17 protein-coding genes are annotated in these 20,109 nt (G+C 66.0%); 7 read left to right on the plus strand and 10 right to left on the minus strand.

Features of this window, described 5'->3' with window-relative positions; genetic code table 11:
* The first annotated feature begins 121 nt into the window (after positions 1–121).
* Positions 122–1,048, plus strand: coding sequence for a sterol desaturase family protein (locus U5A57_RS35480; protein WP_321916364.1), 927 nt, complete (start codon positions 122–124; stop codon positions 1,046–1,048).
* Positions 1,049–1,164: 116 nt separating this feature from the next.
* The gene (locus U5A57_RS35485) at positions 1,165–1,875 is read left to right on the plus strand and encodes an SDR family NAD(P)-dependent oxidoreductase (protein ID WP_321916365.1); all 711 of its coding nucleotides are present in this window, start codon (positions 1,165–1,167) and stop codon (positions 1,873–1,875) included.
* A gap of 61 nt (positions 1,876–1,936) precedes the next feature.
* Here U5A57_RS35485 and U5A57_RS35490 read toward each other — a convergent pair whose 3' ends face one another.
* From U5A57_RS35490 to U5A57_RS35505, 4 genes are all read right to left on the minus strand, one after another.
* Positions 1,937–2,284, minus strand: a complete 348-nt coding sequence (locus tag U5A57_RS35490) for a hypothetical protein (protein ID WP_321916367.1) — start codon at positions 2,282–2,284, stop codon at positions 1,937–1,939.
* Between the two features lie 102 nt (positions 2,285–2,386).
* The gene (locus U5A57_RS35495) at positions 2,387–3,910 is read right to left on the minus strand and encodes a PepSY domain-containing protein (protein WP_321916369.1); all 1,524 of its coding nucleotides are present in this window, start codon (positions 3,908–3,910) and stop codon (positions 2,387–2,389) included.
* 67 nt (positions 3,911–3,977) lie between these two features.
* Positions 3,978–6,278, minus strand: a complete 2,301-nt coding sequence (locus tag U5A57_RS35500) for a TonB-dependent receptor (protein ID WP_321916456.1) — start codon at positions 6,276–6,278, stop codon at positions 3,978–3,980.
* A 194-nt stretch (positions 6,279–6,472) separates the two neighbouring features.
* The gene (locus tag U5A57_RS35505) at positions 6,473–6,844 is read right to left on the minus strand and encodes a DUF2946 domain-containing protein (protein ID WP_321916370.1); all 372 of its coding nucleotides are present in this window, start codon (positions 6,842–6,844) and stop codon (positions 6,473–6,475) included.
* A 279-nt stretch (positions 6,845–7,123) separates the two neighbouring features.
* Between U5A57_RS35505 and U5A57_RS35510 the strand changes: the two genes are divergently transcribed.
* Positions 7,124–7,378, plus strand: a complete 255-nt coding sequence (locus tag U5A57_RS35510; protein WP_321916372.1) for a hypothetical protein — start codon at positions 7,124–7,126, stop codon at positions 7,376–7,378.
* A 23-nt stretch (positions 7,379–7,401) separates the two neighbouring features.
* On the opposite strand, the gene U5A57_RS35515 is transcribed toward U5A57_RS35510, so the two are convergent.
* The 3 genes from U5A57_RS35515 to U5A57_RS35525 form a co-directional block, all read right to left on the minus strand.
* Entirely contained in the window at positions 7,402–10,743 is a 3,342-nt protein-coding gene (locus tag U5A57_RS35515) for a hybrid sensor histidine kinase/response regulator (protein WP_321916373.1), read from the minus strand.
* Positions 10,743–11,405 (minus strand): response regulator transcription factor, encoded by a 663-nt coding sequence (locus U5A57_RS35520; protein WP_321916374.1) that lies wholly within the window; start codon positions 11,403–11,405, stop codon positions 10,743–10,745. The genes U5A57_RS35515 and U5A57_RS35520 overlap by 1 nt, the downstream gene beginning before the upstream one ends.
* A gap of 183 nt (positions 11,406–11,588) precedes the next feature.
* Positions 11,589–11,987 (minus strand): hypothetical protein, encoded by a 399-nt coding sequence (locus tag U5A57_RS35525; RefSeq protein ID WP_321916376.1) that lies wholly within the window; start codon positions 11,985–11,987, stop codon positions 11,589–11,591.
* A 445-nt stretch (positions 11,988–12,432) separates the two neighbouring features.
* Here U5A57_RS35525 and U5A57_RS35530 point away from each other — a divergent pair, with 445 nt between their 5' ends.
* Positions 12,433–13,023: a YSC84-related protein gene (locus tag U5A57_RS35530; RefSeq protein WP_321916377.1), complete on the plus strand. Its 591-nt coding sequence runs from the start codon at positions 12,433–12,435 to the stop codon at positions 13,021–13,023.
* Positions 13,024–13,058: 35 nt separating this feature from the next.
* Positions 13,059–13,496, plus strand: a complete 438-nt coding sequence (locus tag U5A57_RS35535; protein ID WP_321916379.1) for a thioesterase family protein — start codon at positions 13,059–13,061, stop codon at positions 13,494–13,496.
* Positions 13,497–13,519: 23 nt separating this feature from the next.
* On the opposite strand, the gene surE is transcribed toward U5A57_RS35535, so the two are convergent.
* Positions 13,520–14,308, minus strand: a complete 789-nt coding sequence (gene surE / locus U5A57_RS35540) for a 5'/3'-nucleotidase SurE (RefSeq protein WP_321916381.1) — start codon at positions 14,306–14,308, stop codon at positions 13,520–13,522.
* A gap of 174 nt (positions 14,309–14,482) precedes the next feature.
* Here surE and ydiK point away from each other — a divergent pair, with 174 nt between their 5' ends.
* Entirely contained in the window at positions 14,483–15,565 is a 1,083-nt protein-coding gene (gene ydiK / locus U5A57_RS35545; protein WP_321916458.1) for an AI-2E family transporter YdiK, read from the plus strand.
* Between the two features lie 198 nt (positions 15,566–15,763).
* A complete protein-coding gene (locus tag U5A57_RS35550) occupies positions 15,764–18,454 on the plus strand; it encodes an ATP-dependent Clp protease ATP-binding subunit (RefSeq protein WP_321916383.1) in 2,691 nt (896 codons plus the stop codon).
* 38 nt (positions 18,455–18,492) lie between these two features.
* Here U5A57_RS35550 and U5A57_RS35555 read toward each other — a convergent pair whose 3' ends face one another.
* Both U5A57_RS35555 and U5A57_RS35560 read right to left on the minus strand, forming a co-directional pair.
* Positions 18,493–19,728 (minus strand): type II toxin-antitoxin system HipA family toxin, encoded by a 1,236-nt coding sequence (locus tag U5A57_RS35555; protein WP_321916384.1) that lies wholly within the window; start codon positions 19,726–19,728, stop codon positions 18,493–18,495.
* On the minus strand, positions 19,725–20,108 hold the full coding sequence (locus U5A57_RS35560; RefSeq protein ID WP_321916386.1) for a helix-turn-helix domain-containing protein: 384 nt from the start codon (positions 20,106–20,108) through the stop codon (positions 19,725–19,727). Before U5A57_RS35560 ends, U5A57_RS35555 begins: the two co-directional genes overlap by 4 nt.
* Position 20,109 lies beyond the last annotated feature (1 nt).

Genomic DNA, 20,109 nt, shown 5'->3' on the forward strand with positions numbered 1-20,109 from the left:
GTGGTCTTTCCCCGCGAGCGCCACTACAGTGCCCTTCATCCGACGCGCTGCAGGTGCTGTTTCCCGTGCAAAACGCGTCTTTCTTCACCGCGCAAGACGCGCCTATTGCACACGATCCATCATGCTCACCACAGGAAAACTCGCGTTCTATGTCACGCTGTTCGTCGTCGCTGTCTCGCTGATCGAGGCATGCGTGCTCACCTTCAGGAAGCGCCGCGAAGCGAAAGGAGAGGCTCCCTTCGATTGGTCTGAAGTTTGGCTCTCGCTCGCCGATCTAGCGGGCCGCAAGCTCTTCGCGCTCTTGCCGCTCTCGCTCGCCACGCCCATCTTCGACTTCGCCTGGGAGCACCGCCTCTTCACGCTGAATATCGACACCGTTGCGCTTGCGCTGCTGGTCTTCATCGGTCAGGAGTTCTGCTATTACTGGTATCACCGCGCGTCGCACCGCATCCGCTTCTTCTGGGCAACGCACGCCGTGCACCATTCGCCGAACCAGTTGACGCTTTCTTCGGCGTACCGGCTCGGGTGGACCGGCAAGCTCACCGGGCCGGCCATGTTCTTCACGCCGCTCGTATGGCTCGGCGTGCGTCCCGAAGTCGTGCTCGCCATCCTCTCGTTGAACCTGCTCTATCAGTTCTGGCTGCACAACACGTGGATTCCGAAGCTCGGCTGGCTCGAGTACGTGTTCAACACGCCGTCGAACCATCGCGTGCATCATGCTTCGAACGTCGACTACCTCGATGCGAACTATGGCGGAGTCCTGATCGTTTTCGACCGGCTGTTCGGCACATATGTGCAAGAGCGCGCCGAAGAGCCGTGCCGCTACGGCCTCGTGACGCCCGTGCGCTCGCGCAATCCGTTCGTCGTCGAACTCGAACACTGGGCGACGCTCGCACGCGATGTCGTGACGGCGAAGACCCTCTGGACCGCCGTGCGCTACGTGTTCCTGCCGCCGGGCTGGCGCGCGGACGGCGGCGGCGAAACCACGGAGAACCTGCGCAAGCAGCGCGCGCTCGCCACGGTGCGCACGGATGCGCGCCACGGATGAATGCGCACGGGTTGATGGAAGGCCGCGCCTCGCGTAACGTGGCGCGAGCGGCGCCCGCACGGATCGCGCGGACGGCATCGAATTCAGGTTAGTGAAGCAACGAAAGGAACAAGCACATGGAAAACGGTTTGAACGGCAAGGTGGTCGCGGTAACGGGCGGTTTTGGCAGCCTGGGTCTGGCGACGGCGCAATTGCTGGCCGAACGCGGCGCGCGCGTGGCGCTGATCGGCCGCGGCGCAGCGCCCGACGCGGCAGCGCTGTCCGCCGCGCTCGCGGGCGCGCTGTGCATGGGCGGCGTCGATCTCGTCGACGCGCAGGCGGCCCAGGCGGCGTTCGGCACGCTGCATGAGAAGCTCGGCGGCCTCGACGCGCTCGTCAATGTGGCGGGCGCGTTCCGGTGGGAAACCATCGGCGACGGCGACCCGCGCACGTGGGATCTGATGTTCGATCTGAACGTGAAGACGGCGCTCAATGCCTCGAAGGCCGCGCTGCCTGATCTCGTGAAGAGCGGCGCGGGGCGGGTGGTCAACATCGGCGCGGGCGCGGGGCTCAAGGCAGGACTCGGAATGGGCGCGTATTCGGCGTCGAAGGCGGGTGTGGCGCGCCTGACGGAAGCGCTCGCGGAAGAGCTGAAGGACAAGGGCGTGACGGTGAATGCGATTTTGCCGAGCATCATCGACACGCCGCAAAACCGCGCCGACATGCCGGACGCCGATTTCACGCGCTGGGTGCAGCCGCGCGAGATCGCGACGGTGATTGCGTTTTTGCTGAGCGCCGACGCACAGGCAGTGACGGGCGCGCTGATTCCCGTGAACGGGCGCGTGTAGGCGCTACGGCCGCGCGTGGGGCGCAGGGGCCGGTTGAAGAGGCCGGTTCCGGTGTGAGCGGTTAGTGGCCGTGGCCGCCGCCCGCCCCCATGCCACCGCCGCCGCCTTGCCACGTGCCGCCACCGCCTCCATGCCACCCGCCGCCGTGTCCACCGCCGCCGTGCCAGCCCCCACCATGGCCGCCGTGCCAGCCGTGGTGATAGCAGCATCCGCCGCCACCGCCCCAGATGGTGATGCCGCCATAGCCGCCGCCGAAATAACCGGGGTAGTAGTCGTAACCGTAGGCGTACGGATAGCCTGAATAGTAGGGGTAGCCATAGCCGTAGTAGCCGGGGTAAGCCGGATAAGGCGCGACCGCGCAGCCCGCAAGCACCGCGGCCGCGCCAAGAGCCGAAATTAGGCGCAACACAATGATCTCCGCATATATACGTTTGAAACCGTTTGGGGCAGCCAGGTTCAGACGCAATTGTGTCCGCAGATTACCGCGGGGCCGTTCACGGTGCCGTTGCCTCTACGGACGCCGGAAGGCGGCGCGGTCGAACAGCCAGACCGCCACGAGCGTCGCGCCCATCAGCGGAAACACGATGCCGAGCAGCACGAGAGCGGTTTTCCAGGCACGCAACGGCGGCGCGGCGTGCTCGCGCGGTGGCGCAGCCAGCGTGCCAGATACCCCCATCTTGCGCGCGGGACGGCGCATCCACCACATCGCGAAGCCGGTTGCCGCAAGCGCGCCGAGGCCCAGTGAGATCGCCGCGCAGATCAGCTGGTTAGCGAGGCCAAAGTAGCGGCCCATGTGCAGCGACGTCCCGTACGAAATGGCTTGCGAGACTGCGCCGTAATCCTCATAGCGGATGTCCTTCAGCACGGCGCCGCTGTACTGGTCGATATACACAGTGCGCTCCGCTTTCGGATCGGCCGGGAAGTACGAGACCGTGTAGACGCCATCGGGCGCGGCGGGCAGCACGATGTCGTAGCCGTCGCGCACGCCGAGATCGCGCATCTGGGCGACCACCTGAGCGAGCGTCCAGTGCTGCGGTGCGCCGGGCGCGCCGGGCGCTTCTGGCGAGTGCGGCACGGGAACCGCGCCGACCGCCCAGGGCACGAGCGGCAGCGGCATGTCGTCCATCACCATGCCAGGCATCGACGCCATGTCGTGGCCCGCGTGCTCTCCCTGTTCCTGACGATCGGCGCGGCTTGCGCGAGGCTGCGCCGCGGCTGCGCTAGCGGCGGACGCGACGGCGGCCGGCACACCGGGCAGCGCAGACTTCAGCGCGAGGCCGCCGCCCCACGCGCCGCGCGGCGCGCCGAGACTCGCGCGCGTGGCGAGGGCCTTGAACTGCTTGCCCCACGAGCCCGTCCACGGCAAGCCGCTCAACACGAACGCGAGCGCGCCCACGGCGAGCCAGATGCCGACGCTCGCGTGCACGCTCTTCCAGAATGGCCTTCCGCTCGCGCGAAAGCGAGGCAGCAGCGCAGTGCGCCACGAAGCGCCCGCGCGCGGCCACCAGAGCGCAATGCCGGTGGCGATCATCACGAGCGTCCAGCAGGCGGCCAGTTCCATGAGCAACTCGCCGGGCTTGCCGAGCAGGAGCTTGCGATGCAGCATGCGGACGACCTGCATGAAGCGGCGATCGACGTCGAGCGTACCGAGCACCGCGCCATCGTACGGATTCACGTACACGCTCTCTTTGGTCCCGCCAGGCAGCGCGAAAACGAACTCGGCGCTGCGCGCGGGGTTCGATTCGACGTGCGCGCGCAACGCACGCGCATCCGCTGGCATCGCGGCGCGCGCGCGGGCCAGCAGCGCATCCACGGGCAGGCGCGGTGTTGCCGCCGGTGCGACCACCAGCCGTTGCGGGTAGAGCAGCGGTTCGATCTGCGGCTGGAAGCAGTAGATCGTGCCCGTGATGGCGAGCACGAGCAGCAGGGGCATGACGAATAGGCCTGCGTAAAAATGCCAGCGCCACAGCGTGCGGTAGCCGGGCTGGGCTGCGCGGACAGGCGGCGCGCTCACCGGGTCGGATATCGTGGACATCGGGGACTCCTTGTCGAGCCAGCGCGGCTCGAATGCATGGATGATTCAAACGAAAACGCGGAGGCGATCAAATGCCGAGCTTCGCTTCGAGGTAGTACGTGCGGCCGGGATACGGGTGATAGACGAAGTAGCGCGCGTCGAACAGGTTGTCGACGCCCACGCCGATCTCGCTCTTTTTCGTCGGCCGGAAGGTGTACTTCACGTCGGCGACCGTGTACGTGCTCGTGCCGCCGAACACGTTCGGGTTCGTGTCCGTGTTGGTGAGCGTGTTGTACTGGCGCCCCGAGTAGCGCGCGGCGAGCGTGAGCGCCGAGCGCGCGTCGAAGCGGTACGTCGCGACGAGATTCGCGCGCCACAGCGGAATGCGATAGAAGTACTTGCCCACGCTCGCTGGGTTCTGCGCGTTCTCCAGAATTTTCGACTGCGTGTACGCCACGCTCGCCGCAAGATCGAGCCCGTGCAGCATGACGTCTTCACCCTGGTAGCTCGTTTCCACGCCGCGCGAGCGCACCTTGCCGATGTTCTGGAAGTTCGTGACGTTCGGAATGACCGTCGTATCGGTCTGGCTGAAGATCGTGTTTTTTACGTCGTCCTGAAAGAGCGTCAAGCGAAAGAGGCCGTTCCAGTGCGCCCATTCGGCGCTCAGTTCCTTCGAGAGATCGTCCTCGGGGCGCAGGTTCGGGTTGTTGTTGACGATGGAGGAGCCATTTACCTGCCCCTGGAACAACTCGCTCACGCTCGGGAAGCGGTAGGCGCGCGCAATCGAAGCACGCAGCGTGAGGTCGTCGGTCACGTCGAACGAGAGCGAAGCTTTCGGCGAGAAGTGATGGTCGCCCACGTTCGCGTAAGGCACATTCACGCTGCCGAGCGCCTGATAGCCGTCGTACGCGCGCCAGTTCTCGTAGCGCACGCCGTACACGAACTTCCAGCGCGGGAGAAACCGCCAGGCGTCCTGTGCGTAGACCGCCTGGGTTTCGGTCTTGCCCGCGAAGGCATTGGCAAAGCTGTTCGCGCCGCCGTCGCGCCAAGCGAGCGTGTTGTATGTGCGGTTGTCGAGCGCGTAGTCGTCGTAGTGATAGCCGAACGTGAGCCAGTGCGCGGCGAGGCCGGCATCGCGCGTGGCGGGCGTCCACGTCGTCTTGAGGTCGAGCGTCTTCCAGCCGGTGCCGTCGCCGAGCGTCATGACACCGGGGCCGTTGCCTGGCCCCCCCGCGTTTGCCGTGCGCGCCACGCTGTTGCTCACGTCGTAGTACGAAGCAATGGCTTGCGCGTTCCAGCCGGTGGCCTGGTGGGTGCGCAGCGTCGCGCCATACAGCCAGTTTTCGCTCCAGCCGCGGCTCGGTGCGAACGCGGCGGCGGGTATCGTGTATTCGTAGCCGTTGATCGACACCTTGCCGCTATACACGGGGTTGCCGTTCGCGTCGTAAAGGAAGGTCGAAGTGGCGTTGTTGTAGGTCTGGTGCCAGTAGCCGAGCGTCACGCCGCCTTGCACGGTGGGCGTGAAATCGTACTGCATGCGCAGCTTGAACTGGTCCTGCACCGTATGCTGCATGCCTTCGCCGTTCACGCCGAGCACGACCGTGGGCGTGTTCGTCTGGTTGTTGTAGAAGTACGCGCCATGCACGGGCACGTCGCCCGGCTGAGCGGGTTTCGTCGACTGCGCGAGCGTGGCGAATTGCAGCGGCTGGCTCGTGTTCTCCAGATGGTTCACGCCAAGCAAATACGAGAACTTGCCGATACGGTCGCCGATCGAGGCGCTTGTCTCGCTGCCGTTGAAGTTCTGGTTCACGCCGTAAAGGCTGAAATGCTGGGTGAACGCCTTCACGTCCGCGTTCGCTTCGAACGTTTTCGGCATGCGGGTAGTGATGAGCACGGTGGCGCCGAGCGAGTTGCCCGGATAGAGCGCGGAATATGGTCCGTAGATCACATCCACTTGCTGGATCTGGTCGGGGAACACCATCGACCAGCGTGGCGGAAAACTGTAACTGTTGCCGAGCAGATTGGAGAGCAGCAGACCGTCGGCATAGACGAGGCCGCGCGCGCTCTGTGCATTGCTCGTGCCGCGCACGGCGATGATCGAGTTCAAGTCCCCCACGTAGCGCTTGCGCACGGCGAGATTGGGCAGGTACTTGAGCACGTCCTCGGTGTTGACGACGTTCCAGTTGCCGAATTGCGCGGGCGTGACGGTTTCCACCGTTGCGGGCAGGTTCGGGTCGACGGCGGGCGCTGCGGCGGTACTAGCGGTGGCGCTGACTGTGACCGCGGGCAGCGTGGCGGCCGAGGCGGCGTCGGTTTGCGCCTCGGCGGCATGGGCTGCCTGAACGGCGATGGGCGCAATGAGAGGCAGCGGCAAGACGCGCGGCAGCATGGCGAGCGCGAGGCGCCCGGCGTGCCGAAGCGCGCGCGGCGTTGCGCGTTCGCGCAAGCGAACGCCAGCGCCACGCGTGGCGAGCGTGGACATGAGATGCTTTCCTGAAAACGGGAAACGAGCCGCCGCGCGCGTCATGCGTGCTCGTTGCGCACGCAATCAGATCACGATCGGCGGGACGATGGCGACGTAATTCAGGAGAGGACGGGGGGAGCGCGCGGCCTGCCCGACGGGAAGGCGCCTAAGGGGAGGTCGTGCGTGACGGGCGGCGCGATCGTGTCGCGCGCGAGAGCGAGTGCGCCCAGCGGCCCGGGCGCGGCAACCGAAGGCATCGCCACATGATGCTCGAGCAGGTGGCAGTAGCCGCATGCGCCGAATGCATCGTCGTGCGAAAGATGCGGCGTGCTCCCGGCCCCGGCCGGTTGCATGGCCGAGCAGAGCGTGGCGTCCGGCTCGTGCGCGTGCTGCGCGGCGACGAGCTGGCTCACGAGCGGTGCAAGCACGATGAGCCACATGGCGACGAGGCCAAGCCATGCGGTCAGCAGTGAATGCTTGCGTGAATTCATGAGAATGAGAATGATTGCGCGGCGGAGTCTAACACGGCATTTCACGTTTGCGCAGGGAGCCCGCAGATCTGAGGGCGGTCATAAGCGCGGCGCGATGTCGCGGTCTTGGGCGCATTTAGAAGGGATTCTATGGATCGGGCGCAAGACTCGGACGAATATCGAAGCTGTCCGATATGACCCAGGAGCCGCCCGCGAAGGGCGGAAACGTCCATGTCTGCATTTTCTTTCCGACGTGCGCCCGGCATGCGCTGGGCACCGCGACTGCCCCAGCATCAATCCATGGAGGATGAACCGCATGCGGCTTCCGGGTTCGCGCCGCTTGCGCGTGGCACGAGCGAAACGTCTTGCGGCCTTGTGCTTCCGGAGAGCTTCGCGCTGCGTCTTGGTGCGCACCGGCACGTCACGCCGCGCAACCCGGTGTGCTGCCCGCTCGAGGACACCGCGTTGCGTCAGTGGTGCGTACGTCTGCAAAACGAAGCTTGCCCGATGGATGCGCCCGCTGAAGCCCCCGTATTCCTGCAACGCACGCGCTGAGCGCGACGCGAATCCTTTGGCGGTCACACGGCGTCGCGGTGCGCCGCGAGCGCGCGCATGGCTTCGAGTTCCTCCACGACGGCCGCCGACAGCTCGCTCACGTCGCCGGTCCATTCGCCTGCATCGCGCAGCGTTGCGCGCAATTCAAGGCAGGCTTCGTTGAGCATCGAGGGGCCCAGCACCGCAAGGCCGCCCGACACGCGGTGCGCCCACTCGCGCAGGCGATTGAAATCGCGCTGCTGCGCGATGTGGGCGTACTCGGCGATGTCGCGGTCGGCCTGCTCGATGAAGAGGTCGGCGAACGCCGGAGCGAGTGTCGGGAAGCGAGGCGGCTCTTCGTCTTCAGGTACTTCGGTATCCTCTTCAGCTGCATGGCTGGGTCGTCCAGTTCCTGCTGCGGCCTCGTTGGCGCGGCTTTGCTCTGACACGGTGGCCAGCACGCGCGCGAGTTCCGCGAGCGCGAGCGGCTTGGTGAGGTAATCGGTGAAGCCCAGCGCGCGCCCTTGGGCAATCTGCTCGGGCAGCGCGTCGGCGCTCAGCGCGTAGACCGGCAGCGAAGGGAACTTCGCGCGCGTCGCCTTGAGCAGCGCGCTGCCGTTCATGCCCGGCATGTTCAGGTCGGTCAGCACGAGATCCACTTGATGCTCGCCCAGCCGCACGAGAGCTTCCTCGCCATCTTTCGCTTCAACCACGCTTGCGCCGAGCGTGCGCAGCTGGTCGCGCAGCAGGCCGCGATTGAGCAGGTTGTCTTCGGCGATCAGAACATTCAGGGTTGCGAAGCGTTCACTGTTGGCGGGGCTGGGGCGCGGCGTCTCAACGGCTGCCGCCTCAGCCGCCGCCGCGCCGCGCCCCAGCAACTGTGTCGCCGCGCGGATGCCGCTCAAACTGTACAGGCTCACTTCGACGGCGCCGTCGGCGAGTTCGAGAGGCACGAGTGGGCCGTCCTGGCGCAGCCACACGATTTTCATGCCGGCGGGCCGGAGCCGCGCAACATCGTCACGCGAGAACTCGTCGGTCACGAGCACATAGTCGAACGTGCCCTCGCGCTGCGGTTCGTCGAGGCTCAGGAAGGTCGGCGTGCTCACACGCACATCGAACAGGTTGGCGAGCCATTCGTGGTTTTCGGGCGCACGGCACAAGATGGCGGGATGCGCTTCGGGCAGCGTCCATGCTTCGCCTGCCGTGGCCTGGCCCTCGGGGTGCAACGGCAGCGTGACCGTGACGCGCGTGCCCACGCCGAGCGCGCTGTCGAGCGCGATGCGTCCGTGCATCAACTCGGTCAGGCGCGCGCAGATGGAAAGCCCGAGCCCGGTGCCACGCGCCTGCGTGAGCTTGTGGGCGTCGCCCTGCGTGAAGGGCTGGAACAGGAGCGGTTTGAGGTCTTCGGCAATGCCGCCGCCGGAGTCGCTCACGCTGATCTCCAGGGCGCTTTCGCGCCAGTGCGCCCGCAGCACGATCTTGCCGGAGCGCGTGAACTTGAACGCGTTGCTGAGCAGGTTGTTGACGATCTGCGCGAGCCGCATGGCGTCGAAGTGAAGCTGAGCCGGAATGGCGCGGTCCATCACGAGATAGAACGGCAAACGCTGACGCACGGCGAGCGGGGCGTGGGCGAGCGCGATACGCACGAGCAGTCCTGCAATCGACCCGGCTTCTTCGACCAGCTTCATCTGGCCGACATCGATCTTCGAAAAGTCGAGCACGTCGCTCACGATCTGCAGCAGTTCGGCCGCGGAAATCTGCATGGCCTGCACGCGCGCGCCTTGTTCCGGCGCGAGCGGACCGCGCGCCATCAACTCGATATTGCCGACGAGCGAGCCGAGCGGCGTGCGGATCTCGTGGCTCATCGCCGCAAAGAAGCTGACTTTCGCGCGCGCGGCTTCGTCGCTCAGGCGCTTCGCTTCGCGCAGCAGCCGCTCGACTTCATAGTGCTTGGACATGTCGGCGACTGCGCAGAACATCACGTCTTCGCGGTTCATGGTGGCGGGCGCGTAGGTGATGGCGAGATGCAGGCCCTCTCCATCGGGGCGCTCGAGCGAGTAAGGCAACTCGTACATCGGCGTCTTTTCAATGTGACTCGCGGCTTCTGGCCACGGCGAGTGCTTCTCGAATTCCGCGCACAGGGCGCTCGGCAGACGCGTGGCATGCTCGTCGAGTCCGAGCACGTTGCGCACGATCTGATTCGCCACGACGATCTCGAAGTTGCTGCGCCTGACGATGCACAGGCCAACCGGCGTGGCGTGAACGAGCAAATGGTTGAGCAGCTCGCCTTCTAGCGCGCGGGTGGCTTCGTCGTAGTTGCGCGTGAGCACGCGCCGATTCCAGTAGCGCGAGAGCGCGAAGAGCATGGCGATGAGTGCCGCCGTGAGCGCGAGAACAATCAGGGCGGGCGTGCGGATCAGCGTGAAGAAGTCGCGCCACGAGAGGGCCACGGTGTAGTGCCCGAAGGCATGCGCGAGCGGCGGCTCGCGCCATACGTAGCCGAAGCGCGGCAGGACGTGGAAGGTGCTGCGCGGCAGTGGCGCGACGATCCGGTCGAGATACTGTGCCGCAGCGGGTGTCAGCGGGCCGGTGAGTACGTCGCCGTCCACGTTGAACAGCGTGGCGGCAATCAAGGGGGGAGCGCCTGCGGGCGTTCGGTTGAGCGTATCGACATCCACGCTCGTGATGACGAACGCGTAGGGCTTGCCGTCCCTTAGCACCGGCAGCGCACCGAGTGCGAGATTGGGAGCAAAACCGAGTGTCGTCGGCGGCCGGAACCAGACGACTTTTACCGCGCGGGCCAGGGCGGTGACATCCTGCCCGCGCGCCGCGATGCGCAGGAGCACCGTGTCGGCCAGCAGGCGCGTGGCGTCGCCCGAAGGCAACTGGAAACCCTTCGGCGCGATGTCGTGCCCGTACGCGGCACTGCCGTCGACCTTCAACAATATGACCGGGACGACTGGCGCAACGGTCGTGGCGGCTGCCACGAAGCGATCGCAGGCCGCACTCAGATCCGATGCGTCATCCATGCCGTTGCTGAACACCGGGGAGCAGTGCTGCATTGCTGTGGCGTTCGTGGGCTGGGCGAGTGTGGACGAGTCTGCGCTCACAAGGAGAACCGCCGCGCTTCCGAGTATCGTGACCTGCCGTTCGAGCCGCGCGTTGGCGTTCGCACTCAAGGCGATCGCCTCTAGCGCCTGCACACGCAGCGCGGCGAACCCCAGGCTGCCGATCGCGACGGCCGCCATGCACAGCGCCGCGAAGATCAGCAGGCCTGTGAGCATTGCGAAGACGCGTCTTTCCCGCTTCAGGTTGCGCTCGAGCGCCCTGAGCGCTTCATAAGGCGAGGCCTGCGTGAAAGCGTCCCTGCGGGAGGCGCGTGGCATTACGCGAATCCGTGTTCGCCGGCGTAACGAATCAGATCGGCATTCGATTCGAGGTGGAGCTTGCGCATGGCCGCGCGTTTTTGGGTGGCGACGGTGGTGACCGAGCGGTTCAAGCGCTTCGAGATTTCGGTGACGCTCAGGCCGAGTGCGAAGAGCCTCACCACTTCGAGTTCGCGCGGCGACAGCGGCTGGTTGCGCTGAAATTCGCCGACGGTCGAGCCTTCTTTCGCAAGGCGTTCGGCAATCCGCGCGGAAAGCGCCGTGCCCGGTTCCGCGAGCGCGCGCCGGCAGACCTCGCCGAGCGCGGGAATCGGCTCATCCTTGCCGATGAGTCCCGCCACGCCGAGCTGCGCAAGCTGGTGCAGGATGCCGCCGTTGGTGACCATCGTGAACACGATCACGGGCGTATCGGGATAGAGCCGCCGCAAGCGGCTGACGAGCCGCAGGCCGTCTTCGTCTTCGACGTCGCCCTGCATCGAGAAGTCGGTGATGATCAGCTCGCACTCGGTGTCGCGCAAGGCGTCGATGAGTCCCGCGCCGGTGGCGGCTTTCGCGACTACCCTGAAGCCCGGCGTGGTGTTGAGATAATCGCTGATCGCCGTCAGCACGACGGGATGGTCGTCGGCCACCACGATCCGCACATCTTGCGTTGCTTTCGTCATGGTCGTGAGCGTGTCGCCTGAAATCGGATGAGCCGGAGGGCGAGACATGCAGAGCCGGATTTAGCGCGCGCGTTGCTCTGTCATGGTTTTGGCCATTATAAGTCAGGGATTACTTATGGTTGTCGGAGTTTGCCTGACCGTGAAGTCGGGCGTGGCCGCGCAGTTCGCCGCTCAATTCACCGCTCAGTGGGTCTCTTTGCTTGCGCTGCCTGAGTGGCAATGTGCGTGAAAGCACGACACCGTGAACCGCGTGCGAGCGCCATCGGTCCCGGCGCAGTGCTGGCTGCACGTGCGCGTGGTCATCTGCACGAAACGCTGCGGCATCGGGCGGGCCGTGCCGCGGGAAACGGCGGCGCGTGTGGTCGCCGGCTGGGGCGGGGCGACGTGCAGGGCGCTGGCCGCATAGAAGACCAGCGCGCAGATGCCCATGGCCCCCGCGAGCGCGCCGGCCGCGGCCAGCAGCCAGAAGGCGCCGACCGGCGCCCGGCAGAGCAGGAACAGCATGGCGACGAAGCCCACATACAGCGGCGGCAGCAGATAGACGCCGGCGCCGCTCAGGCGGTCGCAGGCACGCGTGAGCATTGGGGTGCGCGGTTGTGGCGATCGATCTGGCGTGGTGGGGAGCATGGCGAAACTCTTTCTGATCAGGCGGGGCGCCGCTGCGTGGGGAATCGCAACTTGCGCCCTGGTATGTCCACAATTTAGCGACGCGGCCGCCCTGCCGATATCGAACGGATTCGAAAAGCCCGACGATGTTGCGTTGCATCGAAACGCCTGCGGCTGAGCATTTCCTTACATCTCTGTGCGAACTCGATGCCCGCTGCATGGTCCTATACCCCCAAGGATGAGCGGTCATGGCCGCCGCAGCCGGCCGGGCGCCCGGGAGATCGGGTGTCCACGCACCGGATTGCGGGTTTGCCCCGGCGACGGCCATGCGCGCTATCCTGTAGCGCTTTGCGCGCGGCACGTATATCCACGATCGGGCCGGCGCGGACATTCGAAGTCCCATTTGCACAGGAACCCTCTCATGCGCCGACGTCAATTTCTTCTCAGCTCCAGTGCCGCTCTCGCCGCCAGCGGCCTTGCGCTTGCCGGTTGCACGACAACGCCGCCGGGCTCGCAGAGCAGCGCAGCGCAGAACACCGCGAAGCGCAATTCGATCGACGCGGGCGTCGACGCCACGCTCACGCGCCTCTACAACACGGTGAGCGGGTCGCAGGAACTGATTTCGAAGTCGAGCGGCGTGCTCGTCTTTCCGCAGGTGCTGTCGGCAGGCTTCTGGATCGGCGGGCAATACGGCACCGGCGCGCTGCGCGTGGATGGCCGCACGACGGGCTACTACAGCACCATTGCGGGTTCGTTCGGTCTGCAGATCGGCGCGCAGTCCAAGGCCATCATCTTCGCGTTCATGAACCCGGTCGCGCTCAACGATTTCACGAGCAGCCAGGGCTGGTCGGCCGGCGCGGACGCCACGGTTGCGCTCGTCACGGTAGGCGCGAACGGCAACGTCGATACCTCGACCGCCACGAGCCCCGTGGAGGCGTTCGTGCTGACCAATGCAGGCCTCATGGCCGGGGTGTCGCTGGAAGGCGTGAAAGTGTCGCGGCTCGTGATTTGACGCTGCGGCGAGCAGGCATGACAGGAGACCCACGCATGGCGACGCCCACGTACCGCCGCAAACACAAGATTCACTTCTCGGAGTGCGATCCCGCCGGTATCGTGTTCTATCCGCAGTATTTCGTCCTCTTCAACGATCTCGTCGAGTCGTGGATCGACGAGTTGCTGCCGCAAGAGGGTTATCACGGTGTGATCGGCGCTCGCCGCGTGGGCATGCCGACCGTGCGGCTCGAAGTGGATTTCAAGGCGGTGAGCAAGATGGGCGACGAGGTCTGGCTTTCGCTCGACGTCGAGCGTCTCGGCGGGGCGTCGCTCACGCTCGCGTGGGCGTGCACGGGCGTGGACGGCGTGCTGCGCATGGCGGCGCGCCAGACCATCGTGACGACCTCGCTCGACACCCACAAGTCGATTGGCATTCCTGAGGACATGCGCGACGCCATCGCGCGGGCGATGGAGTCCGCCGCGCGCGCATGATCGTCACGATGATCGAGCCATGTTCAGGCGGCAGCGCCGAGCGCCGCCTGCAACGTGACAAAGGTTTTTTCGTCGGTGCGCTCGAAATGCAGCGGCGTGACCGAAACGCGGCCTGAGTTCACCACGGCCGTTTCGCTGTCGGGGCCGTTCTCGCGCGGGCCGCGATTGAAGCGCAGCCAGTGGTAGTCCATGCCGCGCGGGTCGATCTGCGGCACGACGTCGATGCCTTGCACGAGCCCCACGCCCTGGCGCGTGACCGTGAGCGGTCCCGCCGCACTCGCGTCGATATCGGGGAAATTCACGTTCAGGCAGACCGGCGCATCGTGCGCGACGGCGGCGAGGCGGCGAATCACGTCCGGTGCGAGCGCGCGGGCGGTGTCCCAGCGCACCCGCTCGCGGTCGCGGAAGGTCTGGCTCAACGCGATGGACGGCAGGCCGAGCAGCAGGCCCGTCATGGCTGCGCCTACCGTGCCGGAGAACATCGTCTCCACGCCGAGGTTGCCGCCGCGGTTGATGCCCGAGAGTACGAGCGAAGGGCGCACGTCGCCCATGAGCTGGCGCACGGCCATCACCACGCAGTCGCCGGGCGTGCCGAGCACGCCGAAGCGCCGTTCGCCGTGCCGGGAGACGCGCAGCGGCGTATGCAGGCTGATCGAGTGCGAGGTGCCGCTCTGGTCGTGTTCGGGCGCGACGACCCAGACCTCGTGCGCGAGTTCGGCGGCCACGGCTTCGAGCACGGCGAGGCCGGGCGCGTCGATGCCGTCGTCGTTGGTCAGGAGCACGCAGGGCAGTTTGCTATCGGTTGCGGTCATGGCTGGCTCTTCTTCGTTGCAAGGTCGGGGAAAGGGCCATTATTCCAGAGTGCATTCCGGGCGGCAGCGCTGCGGCACTTTTAAAAGGGATTCGTAGCGTATCCGATATAGACTAGCGCGTCGGCGCCATGAGGCGCGCCCTGCTGTGAGGAGAAGTACGTGAAGCCGCAAGCCATGCCTGACCTGGCACGCATCCTGTTCGTTGTTGCCATACTCTGCGCGCTGACGACCGGCAGCCTCTACGTCATGCGCCCGTTCCTTCCGGGCCTGATCTGGGCGACGACGATCGTCGTCGCGACCTGGCCCGCCATGAGAGCGATCGAGCGGCGCTGCGGCAACCGCCGCTGGCTCGCCACCCTTGTGATGCTGCTCATTCTGCTGGTCGTGATCGTGCTGCCGCTCTATGAAGCCATCTCGACGCTCGCGTTGCACGGCGGCGAGATCATGGAGCTGATCCGCAAGCTGCCCGACTACGCGTTGACGGCGCCGCCGCAGTGGGTTAGTGACATTCCCGTGGTGGGCGGCCGCATTGCCAGCAAGTGGCAGGAGTTTTCGGACGCCGGTCCTGGCGGCCTGCTCGCGCAGCTCGAACCGTACGTTTCGATCGCAGCGCACTGGTTGATCGGGCATGCCGCATCGGTGGGCGTGTTCGTCATGCACATGTTCATCACGATCATCATCACGGGCATTCTGTACAGCAGCGGCGAGCAGGCCGCCGACTATGTCACGCGCTTCGCCATTCGCGTGGCGCCCGCTTATGGCGAGCAGGCCGTCAAGCTCGCGGGCGCTTCGGTTCGCGCGGTGGCGCTGGGCATCGTCGTGACGGCGATCCTGCAGTCGGCGCTCGGCGGCATTGGCCTGTGGGTGGCCGGGGTGCCGGGAGCGGGCGTGCTCACCGCCGTGATGCTCATGTTTTGCCTCGCGCAGATCGGCCCGACGCTGCCGCTGCTCGGCGGCGTGATCTGGCTGTTCGTGCATGACGCGCATGTTGCGGCCATCCTGCTCGCGGTGTGGTCCGTGATGGTCGCCATGCTCGACAACCTCGTGCGTCCGGTGCTGATCCGGCGCGGCGTCAATCTGTCGATGCTGCTGATTCTCTCCGGCGTGCTCGGCGGCTTGTTCGCCTTCGGGATCGTCGGGCTCTTCATCGGGCCGGTGATCCTCGCCGTTTCGTCCACCCTGCTGAGCGCATGGATACGCGACCCGGCGGCGCAAGCCCGCGATGCGGCCAACTCCTCAGCCCGCCAGGACGGTTGAGGCGGCGCAAGTCCTTTCATCGATTCGCAAACGTCTCCTTGACGACGCGCAGTTCGATTCGACGTTACGATGACGTCTGAACTTCGCTTCGGCATTCGTTAGAGCATTTATGCAGCGCTCGCGTGGGCATGCCTCGTGCCATTTCTGGTCGCGGGCGGCGCATCCGCGCGCGCTGCGCACGGCTTCCAAGGAGACGAAATGGCTCAGTTCAACTGCGATATCTGCGGCGTGCGCCCCGCGACGGTGCGGGTCGCCGTATTGCAGGACGGCAGGCGGCGTTTTCTCGATGTCTGCGACTATCACTACGCGCAACTGACACGGCATCAACGCACCTTGAGCCCGCTGGAGGCGTTGTTTCGCGCCTCGCAGCAGGCCGACGGCACAGGCGACGCCGGCGAGGCGGCGGGCGAACCCGCGCCGCAGGCGATGGAAGCCGGCGACGGCGCCATCGTCGAGCGCTATTTCAGTGACGTGGCGCGCGAATTGCTGCAGCGCGCGGCGGAGCGGGCGGTGCAGTTCGGGCGGCGCGAGGTCGACACGGAGCATCTGCTTTACGAACTCGCGGGCAACGACGCCGGCGCGGCGATCCTCAAGCGTCTGGGCATTCAGCCCGACGACGTGCGCGCGTTCATCGACGCCAATGCGCAAAAGCGCGAAGGCGCGGGTGTTCCCGAGGACGGCCGCATCGGCGTCTCGCCACGCCTGAAGGGCGCGCTCGACCGCGCATTTCTTGTTTCGCGCGAACTGGGTCACAGCTACGTCGCGCCCGAGCATTTGCTCTTCGGCCTCACGCAGGTGCCGGAGAGTTTTGCGGGCCATCTGCTGGGCCGCTATGGCGTCACGCCGCAAAAGGTGCTGCAGCGGCTCGTGGAGGCCCAGGGCGACAAGCGCGAGCGGCCCGCCGCGAAAGGCCCGAGCGCGACGCCGCAGCTCGATCAATACAGCCGCGACCTCACGGCGCTCGCGAGCGAGGGCAAGCTCGACCCGGTGATCGGCCGTTCGAGCGAGATCGAGACCGTGGTGGAAGTGCTCGCGCGCCGGCGCAAGAACAACCCGGTGCTGATCGGCGAGCCGGGCGTGGGCAAGACGGCGATCGCCGAAGGCCTCGCTCAACGCATGCTCAACGGCGACGTGCCCGAATCGCTGCGCGGGCGGCGGCTCGTCGAGCTGAACGTCAACGGTCTGATTGCGGGCGCGAAATACCGCGGCGAATTCGAAGAGCGCGTGAAAGGCGTGATGGAGGAAATCGCGGCGCAGCGCGAGAGCCTCGTGCTCTTCATCGACGAAGTGCACATGATCGTCGGCGCGGGCCAGGGCGGCGGCGAAGGCGGCCTCGACATCGCCAACGTCTTCAAGCCGGCCATGGCGCGCGGCGAACTGAACCTGATCGGCGCGACGACGCTCTCGGAGTACCAGAAGTACATCGAGAAGGACGCGGCGCTCGAGCGGCGCTTTCAGCCGGTGTTCGTCTCCGAGCCGAGCGTCGATCAGACGATCAACATCCTGCGCGGTTTGCGCGACAAGCTCGAGGTGCATCACCACGTCACCATTCGCGACGACGCGCTCGTGTCGGCGGCCGAGCTGTCGGACCGCTACGTGATGGGGCGCTTCCTGCCCGACAAGGCGATCGATCTGGTCGACCAGGCGGCGGCGCGCGTGCATCTTTCGGCCACCTCGCGGCCCGCGGCGATTCTCGAGCTCGAAGCCGAACTGGCGCAGTTGCGGCGCGAGCAGGATTACGCGGCGACGCGCAAGAATTTCGAGCGGGCGCATACGCTCGACGAGCCGATCGCCGACAAGGAAAAGGCGCTCGCGCAGGCCACCAATGACTGGAAAGGTCAGCTCGGCACCGTGACTTCCGACGTGACGAGCGAAGATGTCGCGGAGATCGTCTCGAAGCTCACGGGCGTGCCGGTCACGCAGCTGACCGCCGAGGAGCGCACGCGACTGCTCGAAATGGAACAGCGGCTGCATGAGCGCGTGATCGGCCAGGAGCAGGCCATTGTCGCGGTAAGCGATGCGGTGCGCCGCTCGCGCGCCGGGCTGCGGCGCGGGCGGCGGCCCACGGCGGTGTTCCTGTTCCTCGGGCCGACGGGCGTCGGCAAGACCGAGCTTGCGAAGGCGCTGGCCGAAGTGGTGTTCGGCGACGAAGACGCCATCGTGCGCATCGACATGAGCGAGTACATGGAGCGCCATGCGGTGTCGCGGCTGATCGGCTCGCCGCCGGGTTATGTCGGCTATGACGAAGGCGGCCAGTTGACCGAGAAGGTGCGCCGCCGCCCCTATTGCGTGATCCTGCTCGACGAGATCGAAAAGGCCCACTCCGACGTCTACAACGTGCTGCTGCAGGTGTTCGACGACGGGCGGCTCACCGACGGCAAGGGACGCGTGGTCGACTTCAGCAATACGGTCGTGATCGCGACGAGCAATCTTGGCTCCGACGTGGTCTCGGGGCAAAAGCGCTCGGGGCCCGGTTTCCTCTCCAGCGCCGAAGGGTCGATGCAGAGTGCCGTGATGGGCGAGCTGCGCCAGCACTTCCGGCCCGAGTTCCTGAATCGCATCGACGAAATCATCGTGTTCCAGCCGCTCAACAGCGACGAGCTGCGCTCGATCGTGCGGCTGCAGCTCGAGCAGGTCCGGCGCATGGCGCGTAGCCAGGATATCGACCTGACGTTCGACGACAGCGTGATCGATCACCTTGCATCGGAGGGATATCGGCCGGAATTCGGTGCACGCGAGTTGAAGCGTAAGATGCAGCAGGCGGTGGAGAACGAGCTGGCGAAGGAAATGCTCAAGGGCGGCGTGAAGGAGGGCGCCAAAGTCGTGTGCCGCTACGACGCCGTGGACAAACGCATGGCGTTCGCGGTGCAGGAGGCGGGCAAGAGCTGATGCGGGCGGCCGGCGCGTCGATGTCCGTGTTCGCGCGCCTAACGCACGAGCTTCGGGCGTGAGATGGGTTTCACGCCCGGCCGCTCGACGGCTCGCCGGATCCTCGCGAGCAGATCGCCCTCGTGGAATCGCGGGTCGTCTGAGAGGCGCTCGGCGACTGTGCGATAGGCGTCGTGCAGGCGCTTCATGATCTCCTCGCTTTCGGTCTGCCGCAGATCGAGGCGCCGGGCGAAGGCATGGAGTTCCGCCGGCAGCGGAAAAGTCTTGCTGCGGTTCAGGCTCAGCGCCATGCGCCCGTCGAGATCCGGATAGATGTCCGTGCAGACCACGTCGAACACCGGAGCAAGACGGCGCGGCCCGGTCGGATCGATATAGAGGATTCCCAGGTTCTTCATATGAGCATCGCCGTCGCGTAACAGGCACGAGAGAGCGATGCGCTCGAACAGGCGCCGCTTTTGCGCCGGGTCCGAACGCGTATAGATGTCCACGGCCTTCGCGATCATCTCGTAGCTGCCCTCGTACTTCGCCTTGCCGGTGAGCACGCTCATGTCCTCGAATCCGAGGGGCGTACCGTTCGCCGTGCGGTCGAAGCGCGACATCACGAAGAGCTTGCCGTCGTCGGAAAGCCAGAAGTCGGGGACTTCCAGCGCCGCCTCCTTCGCCACCGACATGCAGAAGTATTCGTTGCGCGCGAGCCCGGGAAAGTCATCGCCTTCGGCCTTCACGATCACTGTGGGCAGGGGCAGTGCCGTGTGTTCCGCGGGGCGCGAGGCGGCCTCGGCGGCGAGCGGCACAACGGCCTTTGGCTGCACGCCGGAGATGCCCGAGCCGAGCGCATAGCGGTCGATCAGGCGCTCGAACAGCCGGCCCGAGGGCGACGACAGCAATTCGTCCAGACGCTCGCCGTCGCTGTGCGGCACACGCTCGCCCGGCACGGAATAGGTGAGCCGGCCGATCTGGTTGGTGCCAGCGAGAAAGAGCAGAAACATGTCGCCTGGCGCGCCGTAGCGCGCGAGCCGCTCCTCGATGACGAAGCGCAGGTAGCCCTCTGGCCGGTTCATCGCGAAGACGCCCATCAGGTCGCCGCTCGCATAGCTCTGGCGCCGCACCGGCATGGTGAGCGACACCGCGGCCACGTCCGCGACGTCGCCGTAATTGAAGACGAAGCGGCTTTCGCGCGCGAGCAGACCGCTCGGGCCCTGCGGCGTATGGACTTCCAGACTGCGGATTTCGCGCAGGAGCCGCTCGAGGTCGAATGATGCGTCGGCGGTCATTCGTCGTCCTTGAAGATGTCGTTCAGGTCCTCGAGGATCACGGTGTCCATGGGGCGGAGCACGACTTCATAGCCGAGCGCGTTGACGAGACGGCAGAGTTCACGTATGCCGACGTTGCCTGCGTGCTCAGCGTTCGTGACGGTACGGCGGGCAACGCCCGCCTGCTCCGCCAGGGCCTGCTGGGTCAGCTTGCGCTCGCGGCGCGTCGCGCGCAGGCCTTCTGACAAGCGCTCGACGTTGGAAATCGAGAGATTTGTGGTTTTTTTGCGCATCATGGTGCGCATTATAGGTTGGGACTGGACTCTTTGCGCATAATTTTGCGCATCGAAACGGCAGCCGTCCACCAGGAAGAATGCGCGCAATTTTGCGCAAAACTGCAAT

This window comes from Paraburkholderia sp. J11-2 (assembly GCF_905220185.1).
GTDB lineage: Bacteria > Pseudomonadota > Gammaproteobacteria > Burkholderiales > Burkholderiaceae > Paraburkholderia.